Annotated in this window: 4 protein-coding genes and 1 other annotated feature; all 4 genes read left to right on the top strand. The window is 58.4% G+C overall.

All coding sequences use genetic code 11. From position 1 onward, the window contains the following. Positions 1 to 522: 522 nt before the first annotated feature. Positions 523 to 2,406 carry a glycosyltransferase family protein gene (locus ID132_RS04675; protein ID WP_193127971.1) on the top strand — a complete coding sequence of 628 codons (1,884 nt, stop codon included), beginning with the start codon at positions 523 to 525 and terminating at the stop codon, positions 2,404 to 2,406. A 15-nt stretch (positions 2,407 to 2,421) separates the two neighbouring features. Beyond that, on the top strand, positions 2,422 to 3,693 hold the full coding sequence (wecC, locus tag ID132_RS04670; protein WP_193127970.1) for a UDP-N-acetyl-D-mannosamine dehydrogenase: 1,272 nt from the start codon (positions 2,422 to 2,424) through the stop codon (positions 3,691 to 3,693). 138 nt (positions 3,694 to 3,831) lie between these two features. After that, the gene (locus ID132_RS04665; protein ID WP_193127969.1) at positions 3,832 to 4,632 is read left to right on the top strand and encodes a capsular polysaccharide synthesis protein; all 801 of its coding nucleotides are present in this window, start codon (positions 3,832 to 3,834) and stop codon (positions 4,630 to 4,632) included. Between the two features lie 407 nt (positions 4,633 to 5,039). Beyond that, positions 5,040 to 5,438, top strand: a complete 399-nt coding sequence (locus ID132_RS04660) for a CatB-related O-acetyltransferase (protein ID WP_193127968.1) — start codon at positions 5,040 to 5,042, stop codon at positions 5,436 to 5,438. Between the two features lie 861 nt (positions 5,439 to 6,299). Then, positions 6,300 to 6,414: a sequence feature (AL1L pseudoknot), on the top strand. Positions 6,415 to 6,560 lie beyond the last annotated feature (146 nt).

The raw sequence follows: 6,560 nt of genomic DNA, 5'->3' as shown, positions 1-6,560 counted from the left end.
TCGATCTGCTCGGGCTCGGGCGGTTCAATCCGCCAAAGGTGCGTGTCGGTACGCGTCGTCGCGTGCGGCGCAGGCTGCCGGAATGGATGGAGCTGGAGAACCGGCCTGACGTACCCGATGACGACCTCTCCCACTATGAGGGCATTCTGNCGTTCGACGGGCGCTGGAGGATATGCGGGGCCGGACACCGCTCGACCGGTGGGAGGCCGTGGTCGATGTGGCGCTCAGACGAGACATGATTGACGAGCAGGACGCGGCCGCATGGAAGGCAGCATCAGCGTGAGCGAAGTTACCCCGCCGCTTAACGTTACGCAGCTCAATGCACGCCTTGCGTCGCAGCAGGCGACGCAATTGAAGCTCTCCCACAGACTTCGTAGAGCAATGTCGGCTAGGCCGCGTCACTTTCGGGTTACGGCCACCTGTTAAGGTCGGCTTGAAGCGGGGCCGCGTACCCGTGTGTTGTACCCCCGCCCGCGTCACCCGTTCTTGCACGTGGCGCAGGCCCGTCAGAAAGTCGAGTGGATGAGCCGCACGCCCAGCAATTGGCGCACGGCCCTGTGGCACCTTCGCCACGGTGGGCCCAGCCAACTGCGAGAGTGGCAGCGCCGCCAGCGACTCGGCGTCAACGACGCACCGCGCAAGGGCAGCGCCGACAGTTTCGACCCGCTCGACGTCGAGTCCTATGAGCCGATCGAGCGCCTGAAGGCGTTCGGCGATCTGCGCGTCGCGGTGATCATGGACGACTTCTCGCTGCAGGCGTGGGGCTACGAGTTCACCACCGTCGAACTCAAGCCAGCGACGTGGCGTGAGCAGATGCTCGACGTCGATCTGCTCTTCGTCGAGTCGGCATGGAACGGTAACCACGGCGCCTGGCAGTACCAGCTCACCGGCTCGCGGGCCCCGAGCCAGGCGCTGCGCGACGTCGTCGAGTACTGCCACGAGAAGGGCATCCCCACCGCCTTCTGGAACAAAGAGGATCCGCCGCACTTCGACGACTTCCTCGACACCGCAAAGCTCTTCGACGCCGTCTTCACCTCCGACGCAAACAAGCTGCCCGACTACCGCGAGCGGCTCGGCCACGACCGCGTCGACGTGCTCAACTTTGCGGCGCAGCCGGCGATCCACAACCCCATCCGCACCCGCGGCGGCGAGCCCGAGGGCGATATCGCCTTCGCCGGCATGTACTTCGCGCACAAGTACCCCGAGCGCCGCGAGCAGATGAATCTGCTGCTCGGCGCGGCGAACGACGTCAGCGCGAAGATGACGCGCGGCCTCACGATCTACAGCCGCTTCGCGGGCGGTGACGAGAACTACCAGTTCCCCGCGCCGTTCGATGAGCGCGTGGTGGGTTCGCTGCCGTACGACAAGATGCTCAGCGCCTACCGTGAGCACAAGGTGTTCCTCAACGTGAACTCGGTGGTCGACAGCCCGAGCATGTGCGCGCGCCGCGTCTTCGAGATCACCGCGAGCGGCACCCCGGTCGTGAGCGCCCCGAGCGCCGCGATTCCGAACTACTTCACGCAAGACGAGGTGCTCGTCGTCGACACCCCCGAGCACGCTCGCTGGGGCATGCGCGCGCTCGTGAACTCGGCGCAGCTGCGTGATCGCATGGTGCACCGGGCGCAGCGCAAGATCTGGGGCGAGCACACCTACACGCATCGTGCCGAGCAGGTGCTGCGCGTCGCCGGTATCGAGCACGAGTCGAAGACGCAGCGACGCAGCGTCACGGCGATGGTGTCGACGAACCGCCCCGGGCAGGTGCGGCACGCGCTCGAGCAGGTGGCGCGCCAGCAGGGTGTGGATGTGCAGCTCGCGCTGGTCACGCACGGTTTCGATCTCGATGTGGCCGACTACCGCGCGCAGGCCCGCGAGCTCGGCCTCGAGAACGTCGAGGTGCATCGCGGCGAGGAGGCCTGGCAGCTCGGCGATTGCCTGAACCAGCTCGTGCGGATGTCCGACGGCGAGTTTGTCGCGAAGATGGACGACGACGACCTCTACGGCCCGCAGTATCTGCTCGACCAGACGAACGCGCTCTGGTTTAGCGGCGCGGATGTGGTCGGCAAGCAGGCGAACTACCTCTACCTGGGTGCGCGCGACGCGATTCTGCTGCGCAATCCCGAGCGCGAGCACCGCTGGACGACGTTCGTCGCGGGTCCGACGCTCGTGGGCAGCCGCGGGGTGTTCGAGGCAAACCCGTTCGAGTCGCGCAGTCGCGGTGAGGACACCGCGTTCTTGCGCAGCGTCGGCGATGTCGGTGGCCGCGTTTACTCTGCAGATCGCTTTAACTTCATGCAGATGCGTGGGGCAACGAGTCACACCTGGCAGGTTGAGGATCTCGAGTTTCTCGCGAACGCGAGGGTCGAGTCATACGGTTTGAACGAGCAGCACACGCTCGTCGGTGAATAGTGAAGGACACAACGCATGAATGCACCCGCACCTGAGTCGCATTTCGGCACGGTGTGTGTAGTCGGCCTCGGCTACATCGGCCTGCCCACGGCGGCGTTTATCGCTTCGAGCGGCAGCACCGACACGAAGGTGATCGGTGTTGACATCAAGCAGAGCTTCGTCGACCAGATCAATGCCGGTGAGGTGCCGTTCTTCGAACCCGACTTCGAGTCGCTGCTCGCTGGCGTGGTCGCACGCGGCCGCCTCACGGCGCAGACCGAGACACCCGAGGCCGATGCCTACATCGTCTGCGTGCCGACGCCGTTCCTGGACGACCACAAAGTCGACCCGAAGTACATCAAGGCCGCAGCCGAGAACATTGCCCCGCAGCTCAAGGGCGGCGAGCTCATCATTCTCGAGTCGACCTCCCCTCCCGGCACCACCGAGAAGATGGCCGAGTACGTGCTCAACGCGCGCCCCGATCTCACGGCCGAAGACGGCCACAAGAACAGCGTCTACTTCGCGCACTGCCCCGAGCGCGTGCTGCCCGGCCGCATCATGGTCGAGATGGCCGAGAACGACCGCGTCATCGGCGGCGTGACGCCACGCGCGACCGAGATGGCGCGCGACCTCTATTCGACGTTCTGCAAGGGCGAGATGCTCGTCACTGACGCCCGCACCGCCGAGATGGCGAAGCTCACCGAGAACTCGTTCCGTGACGTCAATATCGCCTTCGCGAACGAGCTGTCGCTCATCTGCGACGAGCTCGGAATTAACGTGTGGGAACTCATTGAGCTCGCGAACCACCACCCGCGCGTGAACATTCTGCAGCCGGGCCCTGGCGTTGGCGGCCACTGCATCGCGGTCGACCCGTGGTTCATCGTCTCGGCGGCACCGACCACGTCGCGCCTCGTGAAGATGGCTCGCGATGTCAATGACAGCAAGCCCGAGTACGTCATCAATCGGGTTATCGAGCGCGCCGAGCGCTTCAAGGCGCCGATTATCGCTGCCCTCGGCATCGCGTTCAAGCCCGACATCGACGACCTGCGCGAGTCGCCGTCGCTCGGCATCGTGGACAAGCTCGCAGACCAAATTCCGGATGCGCAGCTGCGCGTGGTTGAGCCGAATGTCGACGAACTGCCTGAGCGCTTAACTAAGCACGCCAACATCTCGAAGGCAACGTTCACGGAAGCGGTTACCGACGCCGACATCGTGCTGCTGCTCGTCGACCACCACCAGTTCAAGGATGCCGACCGTACGCTAATGGAGCAGAAGGTCGTCATCGATACCAAGGGAATTTGGCGCTGATAGACGCCGAGCACTGGCACCCGCAGGACCGCCGGGCGAGTAAGACTAAGTGAGTGAGCATGGCTGGGTCTCCGTGCTTTGGCAAGGTAATAAGTGTAAAGTTTGGGGCCCAAGATCCACATTGCACGGAGAATTGAAATGGCTGACAATATCTATACGTACTGGGAAAACATTGCAACGAAATTTGCACCTCCTCCATATGTTTTGCTATCGCTCGTAAGTATGCAGCGTTCCCTAGGGGGCTCGTTCGTTTTTATTGGGCCAAAAAACGCCAGCGACTATGTAGACGACGAAACAATAGAAAAGAATTGGCGATTCACTAGCATAGGTAGTGGAGAGAGAGCTGAAATTCGCAAGATTGTAGCAAAATCGGACTATCTACGGATGAAGCTCGTATCTGACCTCGGGGGTTACTGGCTTGATGCGGATACGGTTGTGCTTAAGGACTTTCGAAACAACTTAACGCCGCTTCTTCCAAGCGGAAACTTGTTGTGGCATTGTGAAGCATTCTTTGGCGCGACGCCGGGTAATAGTATTTTGAATCAGGCTGCGGGTAACATGATGACGCAAGACGTACAGACATGGGGAAATCCTGGAAACCTAAAGGGCTTGATTGCTGATAATGGTTCTCTCGTAAGGTCTATTGACTATGGATTAGTGTCGCCTGGATATAGTCCCGAATATTCATTCAAGACACAAGAGGTGGTATTGCGGAAGGATATACCGGCTGAAGATTTCCTGCTAAATGATCGGCAGTGTATTCTCAAGCTTTATAACACGGCACTGAATGACACGGGGTATGCCGATCTTGGCGTCGAAGAATTCTTAGATAGTGAAATACTGCTTGCCAAAGTGTTCTTGTCGCTCGAGAGTCGGCAGTATTGGGTAGATGAATCAACACGGTTCATTGCCGAGCATTTTGCTAATACGGGTGTCTAACAAACAATCCACTGCTTGTTGATTGAATAAACTGGTGTATAAATTTGCAGAGGCTGGCATTGCGTACCATTAAGGTTAACAAAGCGGTTGAGGAATTGCTTCTCGATCGAAATGTGATTACTCAATCACAAGCGGGAGTAAGGGGTGAGTTTTGGAAAATATCGGATGAGGCTAAAGTTGAATCCTACTCATCATTCTTTGCGGGAAATACTCTGACTACGATGGTGGCATTCTCTTACTCGAACAGTCCGATGTCGCCGAATCTCAGTGTTGGGCGATACTGTTGTATTGGGTCGTCGGTTGGAGTACTAGGATTCAGCCACCCCGTGGGTTGGGCGACAACCTCTAATGTTACTTATGAGAGTTCGAGCCGGGCATTCTCTGCATACAAGGACCAGGCTCCACGGTTGGAGTTTCCCCCGCATGACGTAAGCTCAAAGCAAAAAGGGATAGTTTCAATTGGGAACGATGTGTGGATAGGTTGGCGTGTCTCAATTGCGCAGGGAGTAACAATTGGTGATGGGGCTATCATTGCTGGCAACTCCCATGTCGTTAAAGACGTGGACCCCTACACGATTGTCGGAGGAAATCCAGCGCAAGTTATTCGTCCCAGATTCTCAAATGAAATAATCACTCGATTTCTCGATTCGAAATGGTGGGATTACGGGCCAAAGGACTTGCCATTAAAATTGGCGCCATCGCCTGAGGATTTTTTAGATGAATTTGAATCCAGGCGAAGTGGGCTCGAGGCCTTCACTCCTGGTGTGGTCGATGCACAAATACTGTTGGAGGCTTCGGCGCGTTAATTGGACCGCAGGTCTGTGTTAGATTTCTGCTTACGCGGAACCGATTAGAGCGTATCCTGTCGAACGTGGAATTCACATCGCAAAAAGCGGGGTAAGGAGAAGCTAGTGGCTAAGAACCATCAGTAGCTTCGGTGTGCACGGAAGCACTATGTGGCAAGATCTACTAGCCGAACTTCACGTCGTTATCGACTCACTGTAGCTGATAAATTGTACCATGCGAAAAAAGAGCATGGTCCACATCTTTTTGAGTCTCCAGCGCAGTTGTCGCACATGTTGATTGGTGATTCAGACTAACTAGTCGCCGTTCAGAGAGTGAGAGCCTGCACATTTCCCGAGTGTTAATTTGGTTTGTGTCTTGATTAACGTACTGGATAGATTCTCGTGATTGTTCGTTGTGATGTTGTGTAGTTGTTGCATTTGAGTTGGTAGCCCAGATCGACGTGAGCTCGTTGGTGAATGTGATGATGCAACCATCGCGGGTGCCGCGCGACACCTTCCGATTCTGCTGAAAACGCGTGAGCTTGCCCACTTGTCTAGACCGTCCTGTCTTTGATGGTGGGCGGGAATCAGGAAAAGGAGAGTCCTGCTCATGTCCCCGAAATTCTCGCCGGAACTCGAAGCTCGAGCGATTGAGCTCGTACTCCAGGCCCAATACGATCAAACGGCCGCGACTGGTGCCGTACGACGTGTCGTAGACGAGCTCGGTAACAACAGCGAAACCCTGCGCTCCTGCGTGTCACAACACAAACAGTCTGTCGCAACTGCACCTGTCGGGGGAACTGACTTTGCCGCGGAGAACCGCCGCTTGCGCGCAGAACTCGCGCAAGTCAATCGCGCGAATGAGATCCTGAAGAAGGCGTCAGCTTTTTTCGCGTCGGAGATCGACCGCCGGTCGAGGTACTCGTCAAGTTCATTGACGAGTACCGTCACGAGCTCGGTGTCGAGCCGATCGTGCGCGCGCTCAAGCACACGCCCGCACGCATTGCGAGGAGCTCGTACCTCGACTTCAAGCAGCGTCTCCGCAGTGCCAGAGCCTGTCGCGACGGGGAACTCAAGGCCGTGCTGCAACGGGTCTGCGATGCGACCTACTACTGCTACGGCGGGGACTGCTGCACGGATAGG

Source organism: Gulosibacter sediminis, assembly GCF_014904065.1.
GTDB classification, from domain to species: domain Bacteria; phylum Actinomycetota; class Actinomycetes; order Actinomycetales; family Microbacteriaceae; genus Gulosibacter; species Gulosibacter sediminis.
The sequence above is the reverse complement of the archived record's forward strand: the minus strand, read 5'-3'. Positions and strand labels throughout refer to the sequence as shown.